The 21557-nt window shown below is 72.9% G+C and carries 6 protein-coding genes; 2 read left to right on the top strand and 4 right to left on the bottom strand.

The window, feature by feature from the left end; translation table 11 throughout:
* The first annotated feature begins 30 nt into the window (after positions 1-30).
* Positions 31-2811 (top strand): SdrD B-like domain-containing protein, encoded by a 2781-nt coding sequence (locus tag ACFC0B_RS38420; protein ID WP_376097368.1) that lies wholly within the window; start codon positions 31-33, stop codon positions 2809-2811.
* Positions 2812-2895: 84 nt separating this feature from the next.
* On the opposite strand, the gene ACFC0B_RS38415 is transcribed toward ACFC0B_RS38420, so the two are convergent.
* A complete protein-coding gene (locus ACFC0B_RS38415; protein WP_376097365.1) occupies positions 2896-4440 on the bottom strand; it encodes a BTAD domain-containing putative transcriptional regulator in 1545 nt (514 codons plus the stop codon).
* Positions 4441-4590: 150 nt separating this feature from the next.
* Between ACFC0B_RS38415 and ACFC0B_RS38410 the strand changes: the two genes are divergently transcribed.
* Entirely contained in the window at positions 4591-5244 is a 654-nt protein-coding gene (locus tag ACFC0B_RS38410; protein ID WP_376097362.1) for an RICIN domain-containing protein, read from the top strand.
* 98 nt (positions 5245-5342) lie between these two features.
* Here ACFC0B_RS38410 and gndA read toward each other — a convergent pair whose 3' ends face one another.
* The 3 genes from gndA to ACFC0B_RS38395 all read right to left on the bottom strand — a co-directional run bounded on the left by gndA (position 5343) and on the right by ACFC0B_RS38395 (position 21485).
* Entirely contained in the window at positions 5343-6794 is a 1452-nt protein-coding gene (gene gndA, locus ACFC0B_RS38405) for an NADP-dependent phosphogluconate dehydrogenase (RefSeq protein ID WP_376097359.1), read from the bottom strand.
* Positions 6795-7041: 247 nt separating this feature from the next.
* Entirely contained in the window at positions 7042-7818 is a 777-nt protein-coding gene (locus tag ACFC0B_RS38400) for a thioesterase II family protein (RefSeq protein ID WP_376097356.1), read from the bottom strand.
* 86 nt (positions 7819-7904) lie between these two features.
* Positions 7905-21485: an SDR family NAD(P)-dependent oxidoreductase gene (locus ACFC0B_RS38395; RefSeq protein ID WP_376097353.1), complete on the bottom strand. Its 13581-nt coding sequence runs from the start codon at positions 21483-21485 to the stop codon at positions 7905-7907.
* Positions 21486-21557: the final 72 nt, after the last annotated feature.

Genomic DNA, 21557 nt, shown 5'->3' with positions numbered 1-21557 from the left:
AGAGCGGGAATGACAGCTACAAGTGAAGAGATGAACGGCGCGCCGCGCGGGCCGGGCCGGTGGCGGTCGGTGGGGCGGGCCGTGGTGCTCGCCGTGGGGATCGGCAGTTGTTCGATGCTGGCGGCTCCGGCGGCGTATCCGCAGGTGGAGGACGGGTCGGTGACGGTCCGGGTGGTGCGGGCGGTCGACACCACCGGGGTGTGGACTCCGGTGCTGGAGCCGGGGATCGGCGGTGTCACGGTGACGCTCACCGATGACGGCGGCGTGGCGGTCAGCGGGGTGACGGCCGCGGACGGCACGGTCACGCTGGCTCCGGGGGCGGCGCGGTCCGCCAGTGGCAGGTACCGGGTCCAGGTGGTGAATCCGAAGCCGGGGGTGCTGTTCCCGGCGTTCGCGTCGCGGGAGGGGCTGGACGGCGGGCCGAACCGGCTGAGCAGCAACGAGGAGTTCGTCGACCTCGGCGGCGGCAAGGACGTGGCGTACACCACGGGTCTGTGGAATCCCGGCGACTACTGCCAGAAGAACGCGCCGCTGGTCACGGCCTGCCAGCCCGCGACGAGCGAGCCGAAGAACCCGCGCACGCTGGTGACGTTCCCCTACGGTGCGCGCGGGGACAAGACGGACACGACCGACCTGGCCACGAACGCCGAGACCGGCACCGTCTACGGCATCGGGTGGAGCAAGCCCGGTAAACGGCTGTTCAGTTCGGCGCTGGCCAAACGGGACTCCACGTACGGGCCCGGGGGCGCCGGCGCGATCTACGTCACCGACGTGGCGAACCGGACGACGTCGCTGTTCACCACCGTCCCGGACGCCGGAGCGTCGGTGCACGGGGTCGGCGCCGCCGACGACGCCTTCCTCTCGGCGGCGGGCAAGGAGAGCCTGGGCGCCCTGAAGGTCTCCGAGGACGGCCGCGACCTGTTCGTCGTCAACCTCGGCAACCGCAGGCTGTACCGCTACGACGCCACCCGGGCGACCGCGGCGGCGCCGGAGGCCTCCTACGCCGTTCCGGACCCGGGCTGCCCGTCGTCGGGGGACTGGCGCCCGTTCGGGCTGGGCCTGCAGGACGGCGTCGGGTACCTCGGCGGTGTCTGTTCGGGCGAGTCGACCGGGAAGGTCTCGGACCTGCGCGCGGTCGTCCTGCCCTTCGACCCGGCGACGGGGGCCTTCGGCAAGGCGGTGCTGGACCAGCCCCTGGACTACCCGCGGGCGATCACGGCCAAGGGGCTCTGCCCCGGGGCCGGCTGGTTCCCGTGGACGGACACGATCCCCGCGGAGCAGAACGGCAAGGCGTGCACCGGCACCGGCTTCTACGCCAACCCCGAGCCGGAGCTGGCCGAGATCGCCTTCGAGACCGACGGCTCGATGCTGCTGGCGTTCCGCGACCGGCACACCGACAAGGCGACGGCGTTCCAGCGGTCCGGGGACCCCGCGACGTACCACAGCTTCGCTTCCGGCGGCGACCTGAACAAGGCGTGCCTGTCGGGCGGCGTGTACGTGATGGACGTGAACCTCGGTTGCGGGACGACGGTGCGGGGGACCAGGTTCTTCAGCGTGGGCACCTTCCAGGGCAACCATCCGAACGCGGCCTACGCCGGCATGGCGCTGTCGAAGGTGGAGGACTCCATCGCGATCTCGGCCGTGGACCCCACCGACGTCATGTGGACCGTCGGCACGATGTTCACCGGGCGCGACGGGACGCGGACCCCGGGCTCCGGCCTGGGCCTGAACCCCTCGACCGCCAGGCCCGCCTTCGGGAAGGGTGCTTCGATGGGCGACCTGGAGGTGCTCTGCGACCAGGCGCCGCTGCAGATCGGCAACCGGGTCTGGTACGACGCCGAGCGCAAGGGCGTCCAGAGCCCGAGCCAGCGCCCGGTCCCCGGTGCCACCGTCAACCTCTACGACGAGTCGGGCAAGCCGGTCGCGTCGACGACGACGTCGCCGCGCGGCGAGTACTACTTCGACGACGCGAACGTGCCCGGCGGTCTGAAGCCGAGGACCACGTACACGATCAGGATGGACAATCCGGCGGACTACGCGCCGGGCGGGCCGCTGTACCGGTGGGTGCCGACCGAGGCGGGCGTCGGCGACAACCGCTTCGTCGACTCCAAGGGCACCGTCCCGGAGGGCGCCCGCTACCCGGAGCGGAGGCTGACCACCGGCGGGCCGGGCCAGAACGACCACACCTTCGACCTCGGCTTCCGCCGGCAGGAGGGCGCGGTGCGCCTGGTCAAGCACGACCAGGACGGCAAGCCGCTGGCGGGGGCGACGTTCGCGCTGTGGCGGGAGAGCAATGGCACCGGCGGGCCGCAGACCTCCGGGGCGGCGCCGGACACACGGGTCGGCGAGCCCTGTACCACCGGGGCCGACGGAGTCTGCACGTCCACGGCCGAACCGGGGACCTACTACTGGCAGGAGGTCGACCCGCCCCGGGGCTACGCGGCGCCGGACGACCCGGTGTCCGGCCCGCTGGTGCTGGACTCCGAGAACCTCGATGACGGCGTCTCCGCGACCGTGGTCAACCGCCTGCTGCCCGCTCCCACACCGAGCACGCCGACCGCGTCGGGCACGGGCACGCCGACCACCCCGGCGCCGGTGGCGCCGGTGAGTCCGGTGGTGGCGGCGACACCGACAGCGGCGGTGACACCGGCAACGCCGCGCACACCAGGTGCGCCGAGTCCGGCACCCGGGTCACAGCTGGCGAGCACCGGCCAGGACCGGGTCGTACCGATGGCCGTCGCGGCCGCGGCGTTCACCGCCCTCGGCGGGGCGCTCGTGGAGCTCCGGAGGCGCAGGGCCCGGCGCCCGTAGCGCGCGCCCGATCCGGACGACCGCAGGCCGTGGGCCGCTTCCGCTTCCGGCGGGAGCGGCCTTCCTGCGCTGCGGCCGCCGGGCTCAGGGCTTGAGGAGTCGGTCGAACTCCGTCACCTGCGTGCCGTGGCGCGTTCTCGTGTTCTCCAGGACGGCGGCTCTCAGGACGTCGGTGTGCACGTCGGCGAGGGTGCGGGGGGAGGGGAGGTCGGGTGTGTGCTCGTAGTTCCAGACGACGGCGTCGAGGAAGACCGGTGCCGTGAAGCGCCAGCCCTGTAGCAGGATCGCCTGGGAGATCGCCGGGTAGGGGGTGTGGACCGGGTTGCCGAGCCAGCTGAGCAGGGCGGGGCGGGGGACGCTGAAGTCCACGCCGGCCCTGGCGAGTGCCCGCAGGACGGCGGGGGCGAGGGACGGGGCGTTGCGGTCGGGGGCCAGGGCGATGAGGTCGGACCACAGCCGTACCGCGTCCGCGACGGCCGCCCGGGCTTCCTGCGGCCGGTCCTCCTGGTCGAAGGCCTCGGCGGCGGCGAAGAGCTCCCGTGCGCGGTCGACCGAGGTCGGCGGGGTGCTGTCGGCCGTGTGCCGGTCGCACGTGTCCCGCCCGAGGACGTGGGCCGACGCCGCCGCCGCGGGGAGCAGCACCGCGGCCAGGACGGCCAGCAGGGCGCGTCGGTGGGGCGTTCGCGCGCGCTTCCGGCTCGACGGCGTGTCGGTGGGGGCGGTCGGCGTGCCGACGGGGGCGGCCGGTGCCTCGGGCGGCGGCGGTGTCGCCGTGGAGTCGGCCGCCGGGGGAGGCGGGGGCGCGGTGCGGTGCGGGGAAGGGCGGGGCCTGACGGCGCGCGGTGCCGGCTCGGCCTCTCCCGATGGGGGCGGATCCCCGATCAGGACGGTCCGGTAGAGGGTCTGGAGCTCCTTGCCGGGGCCGGCGCCCAGTTCTTCGGCCAGCCGTCGCCGGACGGCGCCGTAGCGGTCGAGGGCCTCCGCTCCCCGCCCGGCCGCGTGCAGCGCCTGGATCAGGACGTACTCCAGGGGTTCGGCCAGCGGGTACTCGGCGGTGAGGTCGGGCACCGCGGAGACGACCGCCGTGGGACGGCCGAGCCGGAGCTCCGCCTGCGCCCACCGCACGGCCGCGTCCGACCGCCGCTGGTGCCAGCTCGCCCGGACCCGCGCGGCCCACTCGCCGGAGAGACCGGCCAGGGGCTCGCCGCGCCACAGCTCCAGGGCCTCGGCGAGGGCCGCGGCCCGGGCCTCGTCGTCACGCTGCCGGTCGTCGCTCCGCTCGACCAGCCGGCGGAACCGGTGGAGGTCCACCAGTTCGGGGTCGATGTCCAGCACGTAGCCGGCGTGACGGCGCTCGATGCGCGCCGGGGTCCGGTCCCCGGGGGCGGCCGCCTGTCGCAGCAGCCCCCGGATCCTGCTCAGGTGCGCGTACAGCACGGGCCGGGGGTTGGCGGGCGGGGCGTGGCCCCAGACCCGGTCGACGAGTGCCTCGATCGTGATCGGTCGTCGGGCGTCGACGAGCAGCGCGGCCAGGACCACCTGCTGCCGCGGCGTCCCCACGTCGAGGAGCCGGCCCGCCGACCGCATCTCGACCTCGCCCAACAGCCGGAAGTCCACATGTCCCCCCATGTGATCAACAGCGCATGCGAAACGTCCCGGCCCCCCATGCTGGCTGGCCCGCAAGGCGGCCGCAAGGTCGGTGCACAGGCCGCGGCGCCAGGGTGGGGGGCGTCCCGGGCCGGCCGGCCCGGGCACGCGAACCCGCGGAGGGAAGACAGCATGCGGATACCCCTGCCCCGACGGCCCGACCGCCCCGGCGCGACCACGGCACCGGCCGTTCCGCCGGCGCCGGCCGGGCGCGGACGGTCCCGACTCACTCCGGCGGCCCTGGTGGCGGCCCTGGCGTTCGCGGTCTTCGCGGCACTCGGCTCCACGCCCGCCCAGGCGGCGGGGCCCGCCCGCTACGAGATCGTGAACGTCCGGACCGGGCTGCGCGCCGACGTCATGTGGGCGTCGACCGCCGCGTACACCGGCGTCTTCCTGTGGCCGAACAACGCCAGCGCCTCCCAGGAGTTCGAGCTGCTCGACAGCGGGAACGGGTACTTCCGGATCAAGGCCCGGCACTCCGGCCAGTGCCTCATGCTCGACTGGCGTTCGGGGACCTACTCGAACGGCACCGGCGTCCTCCAGTACCCGTACTGCGACGCCGGCTACGCGCCGGCCGAATGGACCACGGCCTGGGTGGGGCACACCTGTATGTGCTTCCCCACGACGATGATCCTGAGGAACCGGGCCACCGGTCGGTGCCTGGACTCGGAGGCCCCGTCCGGCACGCCCGGCGAGCAGGCCCGCTTGCAGCAGTGGGACTGCATCACCACCGACGAGGCGTGGAACACGGGGAACCAGAGCTGGAACCTCCTCCAGCTCGGCTGAACGGCTGAACGGCTGAACGGCTGAACGGCTGAGCGGCGCAGGACCGGGGCCGCGGCCCGGATCGGGACCCCTGTCCCGGCCCGGGCCGCGGTGCTCGGCTACGCCGTCCCGGTGTCCGTGCGGACCTCCGGGCGGCCGGGCTCGGCCCAGCGCGTGTGGTAGCTGCCCTCGCGGTCGGTGCGGTGGTAGGTGTGGGCGCCGAAGAAGTCGCGCTGCCCCTGGATCAGCGCGGCGGGCAGGTGCTCGCCGCGCAGCGTGTCGTAGTACGCCAGCGCGGCGGAGAAGGCCGGCACCGGGATCCCGCGCAGGGCGGCCGTGGCCACGACCGAGCGCCAGGACGGCAGCGCGTCGGCGATCTCGGCGGCGAACCGCTCCTCGGCGAGCAGGCTGACCAGGCTGGGGTCGGCGGCGTGGGCGGCGCGGATCCGGTCGAGGAACGCGGCCCGGATGATGCAGCCGCCGCGCCAGATCTTCGCCACCGCCCCGAGGTCGATGTCCCAGCCGTACTCGGCCGCCGCGTCGCGGATCATGGTCCACCCCTGGTCGTAGGCGATGACCTTCGAGGCGTAGAGGGCCCGTTCGATGTCGAGGACGCCGTGCCCCAGCTCGTGCGGGATCACCTCCGGGCTCTCGGCGGCCAGCGGCCGGTAGACCGCCCGCAGCTCGGACCGGGAGGAGGCGACCCGGGCGAAGGTGGCCTGGGCGATGGCGGTGACCGGGGAGCCGAGGTCGAGCGCGGTCTGCACGGTCCAGCGCCCCGTGCCCTTCTGTTCGGCGGCGTCCCGGACGATGTCGACGAAGGGCCGGCCGGTGGCGGCGTCGGTGTGGGAGAGCACCTCGGCGGTGATCTCGATCAGGTAGGAGTCGAGCCGCCCCTTGTTCCACGTCCGGAAGACCTCGGCGATCTCGGCCGGGGTGTACCCCCCGACCTCCCGCAGCAGCTGGTAGGCCTCGGCGATGAGCTGCATGTCGGCGTACTCGATGCCGTTGTGCACCATCTTCACGAAGTGGCCGGCCCCGTCGGTGCCGATGTGGGTGCAGCACGGCTCGCCGTCCACATGGGCGCTGATCTTCTCCAGCACGGGGCCGAGCACGGCGTAGGACTCGGGGGAGCCGCCGGGCATGACCGAGGGGCCGTGCAGCGCGCCCTCCTCCCCGCCGGAGACGCCCGTCCCGACGAAGTGGAGGCCGCGTTCGCGCAGCGCCCGCTCGCGGCGGCGGGTGTCGGCGAAGTGCGCGTTGCCGCCGTCGACGATCATGTCGCCCGCCTCCAGCAGCGGGGCGAACTCCTCGATGACCTCGTCGGTGGCCTGCCCGGCCTTCACCATGATCAGGATCCTGCGGGGCCGTTCCAGCACGGCCACCAGCTCCTGCGGCGAGTGCGCCGGGACGAACGCGCCCTCGTGGCCGAACTCCTCGACCAGCGCCCGGGTCCGCCCCGGCGTGCGGTTGTGCACCGCGACCGTGTAGCCGTTGCGGGCGAGGTTCCGGGCGAGGTTGCGGCCCATCACCGCGAGCCCCGTCACGCCGATCTGTGCGGACGCCTCCATGACGGCTGCTCCTCTCTCGAAGGGCCGCAGGTGCCCGGCGGGCGCCTCGGGCAGCCGGAACCAGGATTGCCACCGGAGGGCGGGGGTGCGCGGGGGGTTAGCCCGCCCGGGCGTTTCCGCCGCACACCCGGCGCTCACCGGGGCGGCGTCGAAGACGGTTTCGAGGAACCGGAGAGCCCTGCGGGCTGACGCCCGGCCGAAGCGGCGGTTCACGTCGCTTCGGCCGGCCTCCTCCCGCTGTCCGTCGTCAGAGGCGGGACCGCAGGTGGGTGGTGACGGCGGTGGCCACGGATGCTTCGGTCGGCCGGTCCGAGAGGTAGAAGTGACCGCCCGGGAAGACCTGGAGGTCGAAGCCGGCCGAGGTGTGCTCGCTCCACGCGGCGCTCTCCTCGACGTCGACCCGGGGGTCGGAGCCGCCGATCAGGGCGACGATCGGGGTACTGAGGGGAGTCGCGTCGGGCGACAGGCGGTAGGTCTCGATCGCGCGGTAGTCGCTGCGGATGGCCGGGAGGACCATGCGCACCAGTTCGTCGTCCAGGAGGAGGTCGGCGGACGTGCCGCTGAGGGCCTGGATCTCGGCGACGACCTGGTCGTCGTCGAGGAGGTGGACCTGCTCGCCGCCGGCCCGGGAGGGCGCCCGGCGCGCGGAGGCGAAGAGCACCACCGGCGTGCGCTCCCCGTCGCGCTCCAGCCGCCGCGCCACCTCGAAGGCCACCACCGCCCCCAGGCTGTGCCCGAAGAAGGCATAGGGCAGCCCCTCCGGCGGCCGGAAGGCCTCGTGGATCCGGTCCGCCAGGAGGCCGATGTCCTCCAGGGCCGGTTCCGCCCGGCGGTCCTGGCGCCCCGGGTACTGGACGGCCTGCACGTCGACGTCGGCGTCGAACCGGCCCGCCAGCGGCCGGAAGAAGCTGGCCGAGCCGCCCGCGTGCGGAAAGCACAGGAGTCGGACCCGGGCGTTCGCCGGGTTCGGCGCCGGCCGCAGGGGCCGGAGCCAGAGGCTGCTGTCGATCGTCAGTTCTGCCATCTGATGGTCTCTCTTCCATGGTGTGCACCGGGCGCCGGGCGGGGGAGCGACCCCCGCCCGGCACCCGGACGGCCGGTCGGTGCTGGTCAGCCGGCGCCGAGTTCGTTGTCGATGAAGGCGAAGATCTCGTCGTCGGACGCGCTGCCGATCTGGTCGAGGACGCCGTCCCCGCCCCCGGTGCCGTTCAGCGACGCGAGCAGGGCCTGGAGCCGCACCGACAGCCCCGCGCGGACCTCGTCCGCGGACTGCTTCTGCGCGAAGGCCGCCTCGAACCGGTCGAGTTCCGCCAGCAGCGCGTCGGCCGGATCCGGCACCGCCTGCGCCAGCAGGTAGGACGCCAGGGCGGCGGGAGTCGGGTGGTCGAACACCAGCGTCGCCCCCAGCCGCAGCCCGGTGGTGCTGATGAGCAGGTTGCGCAGCTCGACCGCGGTGAGCGAGTCGAAGCCCATGTCGAGGAAGCCGCGATCGAGGTCCAGGCCGCCGACGTTCGAGTGCCCCAGCACCGTGCCCACGCACTGGCCCACGAGATCGAAGACGATCCGCCGCTGCTCCTCCTCGCCGAGACCGGCGAGCCTGGCGGTGAGGGGTGTCCCGCCCGCGCCGGTCCTCGCGGCCCTGGTGCCGCCGGCCGCCGCGGCCCCTGCCGACGGACGTCGGCGCCGGGCCGGGGCCAGGCCGTGCAGGACGGGCGAGGCGTTGTCGTCGATCGCGCTCAGGTCGAGGTGGACGGGGGCGAGGGTGGGGTGGTTGGTGGTGAGGGCGGTGTCGAAGAGGTGGAGTCCTTGGTGGGTGGTGAGGGGGGCGATGCCGGAGCGGGCGATGCGGGCGAGGTCGGCGGTGGAGAGTTCGTCGGCCATGCCGCTGGTGTCGCCGCCCCAGAGGCCCCAGGCGAGGGAGGTGGCGGGGAGGTGGTGGGTGTGGCGGTGGTGGGCGAGGGCGTCGAGGTAGGTGTTGGCGGCGGCGTAGTTGGCTTGGCCGGCGTTGCCGATGATGCCGGTGATGGAGGAGAAGAGGACGAAGGCGGAGAGGTCGAGGTGCTGGGTGAGGTGGTGGAGGTTCCAGGCGGCGTCGACCTTGGGGCGCAGGACGTCGGCGAGGCGTTCGGGGGTGAGGCCGGTGAGGAGGGTGTCGGCGAGGACGCCGGCGGTGTGGATGACGGCGGTGAGGGGGTGTTCGGCGGGCACCGTGTCGAGGAGTCGCTCCACGGCCTCGCGGTCTGCGGTGTCGCAGGCGGCGAGGGTGATGTCGGCGCCGAGGGCGGTGAGTTCGGCGGCGAGGTCGGCGGCGCCGGGGGCGTCGGCTCCGCGTCGGCTGACGAGGAGGAGGTGCTTCGCCCCGTACGCGGTGACCAGGTGGCGGGCGAAGAGGGTGCCGAGGGTGCCGGTGGCGCCGGTGATGAGGACGGTGCCGTCCGGGTTGAGGACGGTGGTGGTGCTGTCTCCGGTGGTGGGGGTGAGGTGGGGGGTGTGGGGGGTGTTGTTGCGGTGGGCGGTCTGGTCGTGCCCACTGCCCAGGGTGTCGGCCGCGAGGGGCTGGTCGTCGAGGTCGAGGAGGGAGATGCGGTGGGGGTGTTCGGTCTGGGCGGTGCGGGCCAGGCCCCAGATCGCGGCGGCGGTCAGGTCCGGTGCCGGGTCACCCGGGCCGGTGGTGACCGCGTGGCGGGTCACGATGGTCAGATGGCCGTCGGTGTGGTCGGGGTGGGCCAGCCACGCTTGGAGGGTGGTGAGGGTTCGGGTGAGGACGTGGTGGGTGTGGGCGGGGTCGGTGGTAGTGGAGGGTTCGATGGTGAGCAGCACATGGGCGTGTGCGGGCACGGTGTCGAGTTCGGTGTGGACGGGGGCGTCGAGGCCGAAGGTCTCGGTGCCGAGGACGACCGGATCACCAGCGAGGGTGGACTCGGTGGCCTTGGCGGTCGGCGTCCAGGTGAGCTGGTAGAGATCGTTGGCGGTCGGGGTTGAGATGGCGAGCTGGTCCGGGCTGAGTTCGCGGACGGTCAGCGCCTCCACACCGATCACCGGGGTGTCGGCGGGGTCGGTGGCGGTGAGGGCGTAGGTGTTCTCACCGGTCGACTTCCAGTGGACGCGCAGGGCGGTGGCGCCCGTCGCGTGCAGGGACACGCCGCTCCACGCGAACGGCAGCACCACGCGGTCCTCCGACTGCTCCACCAGGAGGGTGTGGAGGGCGGCGTCGAGGAGGGCCGGGTGGAGGCCGAAGCCGTCGGTGTCGTCCTGCGGAAGGGTGATCTCCGCGAACAGGTCACCGTCCTGGCGCCAGGCGGTGTGCAGGCCCTGGAACAGCGGGCCGTAGGCGTAACCACGGTCGGCGAGACGCTCGTAGAGCCCGTCCAGGTCGATCCGCTCGGCGCTGGCCGGCGGCCAGACTGCGGCCGCTATGGAGGGTTCGGTGATGTCGGAGGTGAGACGGCCGCTGGCGTGGCGGGTCCAGACGCCTTCGCCGTTCTCGGGGCGGGAGTGGACCACGAGGGTGTAGCCGTCGTTGTCGTCGGGGGTGAGGGTGATCTGGAGGTGGACACCCTCGCCTTCTCCGATGGTCAGCGGTGCGTGGAGGGTGAGGTCTTCGAGGTGTCCGGCGCCGAGGTGGTCTCCGGCGGCGATGGCGAGGTCCACGAACGCGGTGCCCGGGAGGAGGACGCTGCCCAGAACGGCATGCTCGGCGAGCCACGGATGCGTGGCGTGGGAGAGGCGTCCGGTGAAGACGGCGCCGCCCTCGCCTGCGAGGTCGACAGCGGCCGCGAGCAGGGCGTGCGAGGTGATGCTCTGCCCCAGACCCGACGCGTCCCCCGCGACAGCAGGCGCGTCGAGCCAGTACCGCTCACGCTGGAAGGCGTAGGTCGGCAGCTCGACCGTGCGGCCCCCGGCCAGGGTTGAGACCTTCTCCCAGGCGATCGGGGTGCCGGTGGTCCAGAGGTGGGCGAGGGCGGTGAGGAAGGTCTCGTCCTCCGCCTTGTCCTTGCGCAGGACCGCGACCGCGATGGTGTCGGTCTCCGCGAGGGTGGTGCGGGTCATCGCCGTCAGGACGGGGTCGGGGCCCAGTTCCAGGAACGCGGTGATGCCCTGGTCGGTGTGGAGGTGCTGGACGCCCTGGTGGAAGCGGACGGTGCCGCGGATGTGTGCGGCCCAGTAGGCGGGCGACGTCAACTGCTCGGTCGTGGCCAGGGTTCCGGTGACGTTGGAGAGCACCGGGATCGTGGGTGCGTTGAACGTCAACGCGGCGATCTCGCTCGTGAACTCCTCCAGCACGCCCTCCATGTGGGGGGAGTGGAAGGCGTGGGAGACGCTGAGGCGGCGGGTGCGCCGGCCCAGGGCGCTGAAGTGCGCGGCGACCTCCTCGGCGAGAACCGTGTCGCCGGAGATCACGACGGAGGCGGGGCCGTTGACGGCGGCGATCGACACCTCGCTGTCCCGGCCGTCGAGGAGCGGCAGGACCTCGTCCTCGGTGGCCTCGACGGCGATCATCGCGCCGTCCGCCCGGGCGGCCTGCATCAGCCGGCCCCGCGCGGTCACCAGACGCGCCGCGTCCGCCAGGGACAGGACACCGGCGACGTGGGCGGCGGTGACCTCGCCGATCGAGTGCCCGCCCACCACCTGCGGCTCCACGCCGTGGGCCTTCGCAAGGTGGAACAGCGCGGTCTCGACGGCGAACAGCGCCGCCTGCGTGTACAGCGTCTGGTCGAGGTCGGCGTCGCCCTCCGCGAACACCACGTCCTTCAACGCGCGCGGCAGGAACACGTCCAACGCGGCAGCGGCCTCGTCGAACGCCGCCCGGAACACCGGCTGCGTCTCGTACAGCTCGGCGCCCATGCGAGCACGCTGCGAGCCCTGCCCGGTGAACAGCACCGCCACCCGGCCACCCGGGACAGCGCGACCCCGCACCACACCCGGAGCCTCAACACCCTCCGCCAGCGCGGCGAGTGCGGCGGATCCGCCCAGCACCACAGCGCGGTCCTCGAACACCGCCCGCGACGACACCAACGACACAGCGACGTCAGCGGACGACAAGCCGTCCACGGTCGTCAGCAGTCGTGCGGCCTGGCCCTCCAGGGCGTTCGTGCCGCGACCCGACAGGATCCACGGCACCACACCCGGAACCGGAGGCACCTCCGCAGGAACGTCCTCGACAACCGGCGCCTGCTCAAGGATTACGTGCGCGTTCGTCCCACTGATGCCGAACGAGGAGACGGCACTACGGCGCGGGCGGCCGGTGTCCGCCCACTCGCGGGCCTCGGTGAGCAGTTCGACGGCGCCCGAGTCCCATTCGACATACGGCGACGCGTCATTGGCGTGGAGGGTCTGCGGCAGAACTCCGTGGCGCATGGCCATCACCATCTTGATGATGCCCGCGACGCCGGCGGCGGCCTGGGTGTGGCCGATGTTGGACTTGATGGAGCCGAGCCGGAGCGGCTGGTCGGCGTCGCGCCCCTGGCCGTACGTGGCGAGCAGCGCCTGCGCCTCGATCGGATCACCCAGACGCGTGCCGGTCCCGTGGGCCTCCACCACGTCCACGTCCGCCGTCGACAGACCGGCGTTCGCCAGCGCCTGCCGGATGACGCGCTCCTGCGACGGACCGTTGGGAGCGGTGAGGCCGTTGGAGGCGCCGTCCTGGTTCACCGCCGAACCACGGACCACCGCGAGCACCGGGTGCCCCAGTCGCTGCGCGTCCGACAGCCGCTCGACGAGCAGCACGCCGACGCCCTCGCCCCAGCCGGTGCCGTCGGCGTCGGCCGAGAAGGCCTTGCAGCGACCGTCCGCCGACAGGCCGCGCTGGCGGCTGAACTCCACAAAGGTGGTCGGCGTCGACATCACGGTGACGCCGCCGACGACGGCGAGGGTGCACTCGCCCTGGCGCAGCGACTGCGCGGCCAGGTGGAGCGCGACCAGCGAGGAGGAGCACGCCGTGTCCACCGTCACCGCCGGGCCCTCCAGCCCGAAGGTGTAGGCGAGTCGGCCGGAGATGACGCTGGACGCGTTGCCCGTCAGCAGGAAGCCCTCGAAGTTCTCGGGAGCCTTCGGCAGGCGGGAGCTGTAGTCGTTGTACATGACGCCCGCGAAGACACCGCCCCGCGAGCCGCGCACGGTGGCGGGGTCGATGCCGGCCCGCTCGAACGCCTCCCAGGCCGTCTCCAGCAGCAGCCGCTGCTGCGGATCGCTGGCGGTGGCTTCGCGGGGGCTGATGCCGAAGAACTCGGCGTCGAAGAGATCGGCGTCGTGGAGGAATCCGCCGTGGCGGGTGTAGGAGGTGCCGATGCGGAGCGGGTCGGGGTCGTAGAGGGCGTCCGTGTCCCAGCCCCGATTGGTCGGGAAGAGGGAGATGGCGTCGGATCCCTCGGCCACCAGCTTCCACAGGTCCTCGGGGGAGGAAACGTCGCCGGGGTAGCGGCAGGCCATGCCGACGATGGCGAGTGGTTCGTCCGCCGCGGCCGGTCCGGTGGCCACCTCGACGGCGGTGGGCTGCTGGGCACCGGAGATCTCGGCCAGCAGGTACGCCGCCACCGCATCCGGCGTCGGATAGTCGAACGCGATGGTCGTCGGCAGACGCAGGCCGGTGACCGCCTTGAGACGGTTGCGGAACTCGACACCCGTCAGGGAGTCGAAGCCGAGCTCCTTGAACGCGTGGCTCGTGTCGATGCCCGTGGTCTCCGAGTAGCCGAGGACAACGGCCGCCGTTGAGCGGACCAACTCCGAGAGCCGGAGCAGGCGTTCGGCTTCGCCGAGACCCGCCATCTCCAGTTCCCAGGTCGAGCCGGACCCGGCCGTGGAACGCTGGGCGCGGGCGACGCTCCGCTTGGGGCGGTTGCTGACAAGGCGGCTGTAGAGGTCGGGGAGCAGCCCGGCGGCCTGGAGGTCTTCGAGCGCGGGGACGTTCACCCGGGCCGGCACCAGGACCGGACGGTCGCTGAGGAGAGCGGCGTCGAACAGTTCCAGGCCCTGCTGCGTGGTCAGCGCCGGGAGGCCGTTGCGGTCCCAGCGCGCGAGGTCCGCCTCGCTGAGGCCGCCTGCCATGCCACCGGTCTCCGTGCCCCAGAGGCCCCAGGCGAGGGAGGTGGCGGGGAGGTGGTGAGAACGGCGGTGGTGGGCGAGGGCGTCGAGGTAGGTGTTGGCGGCGGCGTAGTTGGCCTGGCCGGCGTTGCCGATGATGCCGGTGATGGAGGAGAAGAGGACGAAGGCGGACAGGTCCCGGCCCTCGGTGAGCTTGTGCAGGTTCCACGCCGCGTCGACCTTCGGCCGCAGGACGTCCGCCAGTTGCTCGGGGGTGAGGCCTTCGATGAGGGTGTCGGCGAGGACGCCGGCGGTGTGGATGACGGCGGTGAGGGGGTGCTCGGCGGGGACGCCTGCCAGGAGGTCGGCGGTGGCGTCCCGGTCGGCCAGGTCGCGGGCGGCGAAGGCCACTTGGGCGCCGAGGGCGGTGAGTTCGGCGGCGAGGTCGGCGGCGCCGGGGGCGTCGGCGCCGCGTCGGCTGACGAGGAGCAGGTGCTTCGCCCCGTACGCGGTGACGAGGTGGCGGGCGAACAGCGTGCCGAGCGTGCCGGTCGCGCCGGTGATGAGGACGGTGCCGTCCGGGTCGAGGGCGGTGCCGCTGGTGCCGTTGTCGGTGGTGGCGGGGGTGAGGTGGGGGGTGTGGGGGGTGTTGTTGCGGTGGGCGGTCTGGGGGTGTCCGTTGCTCAGGGTGTCGGGGGTGAGGGGTTGGTCGTCGAGGTCGAGGAGGGTGATGCGGTGGGGGTGTTCGGTCTGGGCGGTGCGGGCGAGGCCCCAGATGGCGGCGGCGGTGAGGTCCGGTGCCGGGTCGGCGGGGTGGGTGGTGACGGCGTGGCGGGTGACGAGGGTGAGGTGGCCGTCGGTGTGGTCGGGGTGGGCGAGCCAGGCTTGGAGGGTGGTGAGGGTTCGGGTCAGGACGTCGTGGGTGTGGGCGGGGTCGGTGGTGGTGGAGGGTTCGACGGTGAGGACGACGTGGGCGTGCGCGGGCACGGTGTCCAGCTCGGTGTGGAGCGGTGCGTCGAGGCCGAAGGTCTCGGTGCCGAGGATCACCAGGTCACCGGTGATGGTGAGCGCGCTGGCCTTGGTGGTCGGGGTCCACGTCAGCTGGTAGAGGTCGTTGGTGGTGGGGGTGGTGAGTTGGGTGGTGGTTGTGGGCAGGAGGGTGAGGGCGTCGATGGTGACGACGGGGGTGCCGGTGGGGTCGGTGGCGGTGAGGGTGTAGGTGTTGTCGCCGGTCGACTTCCAGTGGACGCGCAGGGCGGTGGCGCCGGTCGCGTGGAGGGTGACGCCGCTCCAGGCGAACGGGAGCACCACGAGGTCGTCTGTCTGGTCTGCCAGGAGAACGTGGAGGGCGGCGTCGAGGAGGGCCGGGTGGAGGCCGAAGCCGGTGGTGTCGGTGTCGTCCTGCGGGAGGGTGATCTCCGCGAACAGGTCTCCGTCGGTGTGGCGCCAGGCGGTGTGCAGGCCCTGGAACAGCGGGCCGTAGGCGTAGCCGCGGTCGGCGAGACGCTCGTAGAGGCCGTCCAGGTCGATGCGCTCGGTGCCGGCCGGAGGCCAGGCGCCCTCGGCAGTGGCGGGGTTGATGACCTCGGCGGTGAGCCGGCCACTGGCGTGCTGGGTCCACCCTGAGTTGCCGTTCTCGGGGCGGGAGTGGACCGCGAGCGTGTAGCCGTCGTTGTCGTCGGGGGTGAGGGTGATCTGGAGGTGGACGCCCCCGGTGATGGTCAGGGGTGCGTGGAGGGTGAGGTCTTCGAGGTGTCCGGCGCCGAGGTGGTCGCCGGCGGCGATGGCGAGGTCGACGAACGCGGTGCCCGGGAGGAGGACGCTGCCCAGGACGGTGTGGCCGCTGAGCCAGGGCTGCGCGGTGAGGGAGAGGCGTCCGGTGAAGACGGCGCCGCCTTCGCCGGCGAGGTCGACGGTCGCGCCCAGCAGTTCGTGACCGGCCACCCGCAGGCCCAGACCCGACGCGTCCCCCGCGACAGCAGGCGCGTCGAGCCAGTACCGCTCGCGCTGGAAGGCGTAGGTGGGCAGGTCGACGGTGCGGCCGCCGGCCAGGGTGGTGGTCTGGTTCCAGGTGATGGGGGTGCCGGTGGTCCAGAGGTGGGCGAGGGCGGTGAGGAAGGTTTCGTCCTCGGCCTTGTCCTTGCGCAGGGCCGCCACCGCGATGGTGTCGGTCTCCACGAGGGTGGTGCGGGTCATCGCCGTCAGGACCGGATCGGGGCCCAACTCCAGGAACGCGGTGATGCCCTGCTCCGTGTGGAGGTGCTGGACGCCCTGGTGGAAGCGGACGGTGCCGCGGATGTGTGCGGCCCAGTAGGCGGGTGAGGTGAGCTGCTCGGTCGTGGCCAGGGTTCCGGTGACGTTGGAGAGCACCGGGATCGTGGGCGCGTTGAACGTCAGCCCGGCGATCTCGCTCGTGAACTCCTCCAGCACGCCTTCCATGTGGGGGGAGTGGAAGGCGTGGGAGACGCTGAGGCGGCGGGTGCGCCGGCCGAGGGCGCTGAAGTGCGCGGCGACCTCCTCGGCGAGGACGGTGTCACCGGAGATGACGACGGAGGTGGGGCCGTTGACGGCGGCGATCGACACCGTGTCCTGGTGGCCGTCGAGGAGCGGCAGGACCTCGTCCTCGGTGGCTTCGACGGCGATCATCGCGCCATCGGCCCGGGCGGCCTGCATCAGCCGGCCCCGCGCGGTCACCAGACGCGCCGCGTCCGCCAGGGACAGGACACCGGCGACGTGGGCGGCGGTGACCTCGCCGATCGAGTGCCCGCCCACCACCTGCGGCTCCACGCCATGGGCCTTGGTGAGGTGGAACAGGGCGGTTTCGACGGCGAACAGCGCCGCCTGCGTGTAGAGGGTCTGGTCGAGGTCGGTGTCGTTGTCGGCGAACACCACGTCCTTCAGCGCGCGCGGCAGGAAGGCGTCCAGCGCGGTGGCGGCCTCGTCGAACGCCGCCCGGAACACCGGCTGCGTCTCGTAGAGTTCGGCGCCCATGCGGGCGCGCTGCGAACCCTGGCCGGTGAACAGCACCGCCACCCGGCCACCCGGGACAGCGCGACCCCGCACCACACCCGGAGCCTCAACACCCTCGGCGAGTGCGGCGAGTGCGGCGGACCCGCCCAGCACCACAGCGCGGTCCTCGAACACCGCCCGCGACGACACCAACGACACAGCGACGTCAGCGGAAGACAAGCCGTCCACGGCTGTCAACAGCCGCGCCGCCTGGCCTTCCAGGGCGTTCGTGCCGCGACCTGACAGGATCCACGGCACTACGCCCGGAACCGGTGGCACCTCCGCAGGAACGTCCTCGACAACCGGCGCCTGCTCAAGGATCACGTGCGCGTTCGTCCCACTGATGCCGAACGAGGAGACGGCACTACGGCGCGGGCGCCCGGTGTCCTCCCACTCGCGGGCCTCGGAGAGCAGTTCGACGGCACCCGATTCCCATTCCACATACGGCGAAGCCTCATCCGCGTGCAGCGTGCGCGGCATGATGCCGTGGCGCATGGCCATCACCATCTTGATGATGCCCGCGACACCCGCCGCCGCCTGGGTGTGGCCGATGTTGGACTTGATGGAGCCGAGCCGGAGCGGCTGGTCCGCCGGCCGGTCCTGCCCGTACGTGGCCAGCAGCGCCTGCGCCTCGATCGGGTCACCCAGCCGCGTGCCCGTCCCGTGCGCCTCGACCACGTCCACGTCCGCCGTCGTGAGACGGGCGTTCGCCAGCGCCTGCCGGATCATGCTCTCCTGGGCGAGGCCGTTGGGAGCGGTCAGGCCGTTGGAGGCGCCGTCCTGGTTGACGGCGGAGCCCCGGAAGACCGCGAGCACGGGGTGGCCGAGCCGCTGCGCGTCCGAGAGCCGTTCGACGAGCAGTACGCCGACGCCCTCGCCCCAGCCGGTGCCGTCGGCGTCGGCGGAGAAGGCCTTGCAGCGGCCGTCGGCCGACAGGCCGCGCTGGCGGCTGAACTCCAGGAACATCCCGGGGCTGGACATCACGGTGACGCCACCGGCCACGGCGAGGGTGCACTCGCCCTGGCGCAGCGACTGCGCGGCCAGGTGGAGCGCGACCAGTGAGGAGGAGCACGCCGTGTCCACCGTCACCGCCGGGCCCTCCAGCCCGAAGGTGTACGCGATGCGGCCGGAGGCGATGCTCGTCGTGCTACCGGTCAGCAGGAACCCGCTGAGACCTTCGGGAGCCTGGTGCAGGGGCGGGCCGTAGTCGAGGGACGTGGCGCCGACGAAGACGCCGGTGCGGCTGCCGCGCACGGTGGCGGGGTCGATGCCGGCCCGCTCGAACGCCTCCCACGTGGTCTCCAGGAGGAGGCGTTGCTGCGGGTCGCTGGCGGTGGCTTCGCGGGGGCTGATGCCGAAGAACTCGGCGTCGAAGAGGTCGGCGTCGTGGAGGAATCCGCCGTGGCGGGTGTAGGAGGTGCCGATGCGGTGGGGGTCGGGGTCGTAGAGGGCGTCGGTGTCCCAGCCTCGGTTGGTGGGGAAGGTGGAGATGGCGTCGGAGCCTTCGGCCACCAGCTTCCACAGGTCCTCGGGGGAGGAGACATCGCCGGGGTAGCGGCAGGCCATGCCGACGATGGCGAGTGGTTCGTCCGCCGCGGCCGGTCCGGTGGCCACCTCGACGGCGGTGGGCTGCTGGGCACCGGAGATCTCGGCCAGCAGGTACGCCGCCACCGCATCCGGCGTGGGATGCGCGAAGGTCAGGGTGGTGGGGATCGACAGGCCGGTCGCGGAGACGAGCCTGTTGCGGAACTCGACGGCCCCGAGGGAATCGAAGCCGAGCGCGGAGAAGGCGCGCGTGCCGTCGACCGTCTCCGAGGTGACGTGGCCGAGCACGATCGCCACATTGGTGCGGACGAGTTCGAACAGAGCCTGTTCCCGTTCGGCGGCCGGGAGCTGGGCGAGGCGGCTCGCGAAGCTGTCGGCCGGCGTGATCGCCTCGGTGGGCTCCTCGTCTCCGGGAAGGAAGGTCGCCGGGATCGGCTGCTTCACACGGTTCGTGACGTCCGGCCAGTAGCGGTCGCGCTGGAAGGCGTAGGTCGGCAGGTCAACCGTGCGGCCCCCGGCCAGGGTGGTGGTCTGGTTCCAGGTGATGGGGGTGCCGGTGGTCCAGAGGTGGGCGAGGGCGGTGAGGAAGGTCTCGTCCTCGGCCTTGTCCTTGCGCAGGGCCGCGACCGCGATGGTGTCGGTCTCCGCGAGGGTGGTGCGGGTCATCGCCGTCAGGACGGGGTCGGGGCCCAGTTCCAGGAACGCGGTGATGCCCTGGTCGGTGTGGAGGTGCTGGACGCCCTGGTGGAAGCGGACGGTGCCGCGGATGTGTGCGGCCCAGTAGGCGGGCGACGTCAACTGCTCGGTCGTCGCCAGGGTTCCGGTGACGTTGGACAGCACCGGGATCGTGGGCGCGTTGAACGTCAGCCCGGCGATCTCGCTCGTGAACTCCTCCAGCACGCCCTCCATGTGGGGGGAGTGGAAGGCGTGGGAGACGCTGAGGCGCCGGGTGCGCCGGCCCAGGGCGCTGAAGTGCGCGGCGACCTCCTCGGCGAGGACGGTGTCACCGGAGATGACGACGGAGGCGGGGCCGTTGACCGCGGCGATCGACACCTCGCTGTCCCGGCCGTCCAGGAGCGGCAGGACCTCGTCCTCGGTGGCTTCGACGGCGATCATCGCGCCATCGGCCCGGGCGGCCTGCATCAGCCGGCCGCGCGCGGTCACCAGACGCGCCGCGTCCGTCAGGGAGAGGACACCGGCGACGTGGGCGGCGGTGACCTCGCCGATCGAGTGCCCGCCGACGACGTGTGGCTCCACGCCGTGGGCCTTGGCGAGGTGGAACAGCGCGGTTTCGACGGCGAACAGCGCCGCCTGCGTGTAGAGGGTCTGGTCGAGGTCGGTGTCGTTGTCGGCGAACACCACGTCCTTCAGCGCGCGCGGCAGGAAGGCGTCCAGCGCGTCGGCGGCCTCGTCGAACGCCGCCCGGAACACCGGCTGCGTCGCATACAGCTCCGCGCCCATCCGGGCCCGCTGCGAACCCTGCCCGGTGAACAGCACCGCCACCCGGCCACCCGCAACAGCCCGACCCCGCACCACACCCGGAGCCTCAACACCCTCCGCCAGCGAAGCCAGCGCGACCGACCCGCCCAGCACCACCGCACGGTCCTCGAACACCGCCCGCGACGACACCAACGACACACCCACGTCAGCAGGCGACAAACCGTCCACAGCCGTCAACAGCCGCGCCGCCTGACCCTCCAGGGCGTTCGCACCACGACCCGACAACACCCACGGCACCACACCCGGCACCTCCACCGCCGGCGGAGCCGCCTCCACAACCGGCGCCTCCGCCAGCACCACGTGGCAGTTCGTCCCGCCCATGCCGAACGAGCTGACACCGGCGACCAGCCGCCGTTCGGGCTCCGGCCAGTCGGACAGCTCCTGCTGCACCGCCAGCCGGAGTTCGTCCAGCGGGATGTCGGGGTTGGGGCTCTCGTAGTTCAGGCTGGCGGGCAGCTCGCGGTGGCCGATGCTCAGGACCGTCTTGATCAGGCCGACGATGCCCGCCGCGCCCTCCAGGTGACCGACGTTCGTCTTGGCGGAGCCGACCCGCAGCGGCCGGTCCGCCGCGCGGGCGGATCCGAGCGCGGCGCCGAGGGCGCGCGCCTCCAGCGGGTCGCCGATCCTGGTGCCGGTGCCGTGCAGTTCGACGTACTGGACGGTCTCGGGGCCGATGCCGGCGTGCTCGTAGGCGAGCCGGATGACCTGCTCCTGGGCGCGGGAGCTCGGGACGGTCAGGCCGGGCGTGGTGCCGTCGTTGTTGACGGCGCTGCCCTGGATGACGCAGTGGACGCGGTCGCCGTCGGCGAGCGCGCGGGAGAGCGGCTTGAGGACGACGGCGCCGCCGCCCTCGCCGCGCACGTAGCCGTTGGCCCGCGCGTCGAAGGTGTAGCAGCGGCCGTCGGGGGAGAGGCCGCCGAACTTGGTGACGGCGACGGTGCTTTCGGGGATGAGGTTGAGGTTGACGCCGCCGGCGATGGCGAGCGTGGACTCGCCCTTGCGCAGGCTCTCGCAGGCCAGGTGCACGGCGACGAGCGCCGAGGACTGCGCGGAGTCGACGACGAGGCTGGGGCCGTGGATGCCGAGGAGGTAGGAGAGGCGGTTGGCGATGATGCCGCGCTCGGTGCCGGTGAGGGAGTGCCGGGTGATGCCGGACGCGCCCCCGTACTGCTGGAGCAGGGTGGCGTAGTCGTCCATGATGGCGCCGACGAAGACGCCGGTGCGGGTGCCGGCGATGCCGTCGGGCGCGATGCGCGCGTTCTCCAGGGCCTCCCAGCCCAGTTCCAGCATGAGCCGCTGCTGCGGGTCCGTCGCGACGGCCTCCTTGGGCGAGATGCCGAAGAAGTCCGCGTCGAAGCCGTCGACCTGGTCGAGGTAGGCGCCGAGCCTGGTGACGGCCTTGCCCGGGGCGTCACGGTCGGGGTGGTAGAGCTCGTCCGCGTCCCAGCGCCCGGCGGGGGTCTCCGTGACGGCGTGCTCGCCGGTGCGCAGCAGCCGCCAGAAGGCGTCGGGGTCGGCGGCGCCGGGGAGCCGGCAGGCCAGGCCGATGACGGCGATGGCCTCGGTGGTCGGCGTCGCCGTCGACGCGGTGCCGGTCGGGGTGCGGTCAGTGCTCATGGTGCTGCTTACCTCTCGTCGTCATCAGCGCCCGTCGGCGTCAGCGCTCGTTCCTCGTCCGCGGGCCGTCGG

Origin of the sequence: Kitasatospora sp. NPDC056184 (genome assembly GCF_042268405.1) — a bacterium.
Classification (GTDB): Bacteria; Actinomycetota; Actinomycetes; order Streptomycetales; family Streptomycetaceae; genus Kitasatospora.
This window is presented reverse-complemented; position numbering and strand designations above follow the sequence as displayed.

Coding starts and splice junctions, on each gene's coding strand:
- ACFC0B_RS38415 (WP_376097365.1), bottom strand. CDS start 4,440: ATGGGGGGACATGTGGACTTCCGGCTGTTGGGCGAGGTCGAGATGCGG.
- ACFC0B_RS38410 (WP_376097362.1), top strand. CDS start 4,591: ATGCGGATACCCCTGCCCCGACGGCCCGACCGCCCCGGCGCGACCACG.
- ACFC0B_RS38395 (WP_376097353.1), bottom strand. CDS start 21,485: ATGAGCACTGACCGCACCCCGACCGGCACCGCGTCGACGGCGACGCCG.
- gndA (WP_376097359.1), bottom strand. CDS start 6,794: ATGGAGGCGTCCGCACAGATCGGCGTGACGGGGCTCGCGGTGATGGGC.
- ACFC0B_RS38420 (WP_376097368.1), top strand. CDS start 31: ATGAACGGCGCGCCGCGCGGGCCGGGCCGGTGGCGGTCGGTGGGGCGG.
- ACFC0B_RS38400 (WP_376097356.1), bottom strand. CDS start 7,818: ATGGCAGAACTGACGATCGACAGCAGCCTCTGGCTCCGGCCCCTGCGG.